We start from the raw sequence: 645 nt of genomic DNA on the forward strand, positions 1-645 counted from the left end.
CGCCGGTCGCCGAGGCGCTGGCCTTCCGCCGCGTCCGTCTGGACCGCGCCGCGCTGCCGCTGGTGGCGAGCGCCCATCTGGAGCGGCTGGCGCGCGAGACGCTCCCCGCCGCGAAGGTGCGCCGTCTGGCGCTGACCCCGATCGCGCCGGGACCGGAGACGCCGGAGCCCGCGACCGGCTTCCACGTGCTCACGGTGGGCACGCTGACGCCGAAGAAAGGCCAGCGCCGCCTGCTCGATCTCTGGCCGCAGGTTCTGGCCGCCGTGCCGGACGCGCGGCTCCACATCGTGGGCGACGGGCCGTGCCGCCAGTCGATCCGCGACGGCGTCGAACAGCACGGGCTGCACGACAGTGTGCAGATGCACGGTCGCGCGGAGGGCGACGCGCTGGAGGCGCTGTTCGCGGGCTGCCATGTGGTCGCGCTGCCCACCGCTTGGCCCGAACCCTTCGGGCGCGTGGCGCTGGAGGCGGGCGCCCATGGACGCCCGGTGGTGGCCTACGCGGTCGGCGGCCATGCGGAGACGATCGTGCCCGGCGAGACCGGGATCCTGGCTCCGCCGGAGGATGGCGAGGCCTTCGTGGCCGGGCTGACCGCGCTCGCCCGCGATCCGGCGCTGCGGGCCCGTCTCGGCGCCGCCGGCCGCG

At 76.7% G+C, this 645-nt stretch carries 1 protein-coding gene; it reads left to right on the forward strand.

Annotated elements, in window-relative coordinates:
- A partial coding sequence (locus ACFQ4O_RS18120) for a glycosyltransferase family 4 protein (protein ID WP_378777828.1) occupies window positions 1–645 on the forward strand: 645 nt, incomplete at both ends.

This window comes from Methylopila musalis (genome assembly GCF_042679725.1).
GTDB classification, from domain to species: domain Bacteria; phylum Pseudomonadota; class Alphaproteobacteria; order Rhizobiales; family Methylopilaceae; genus Methylopila; species Methylopila musalis.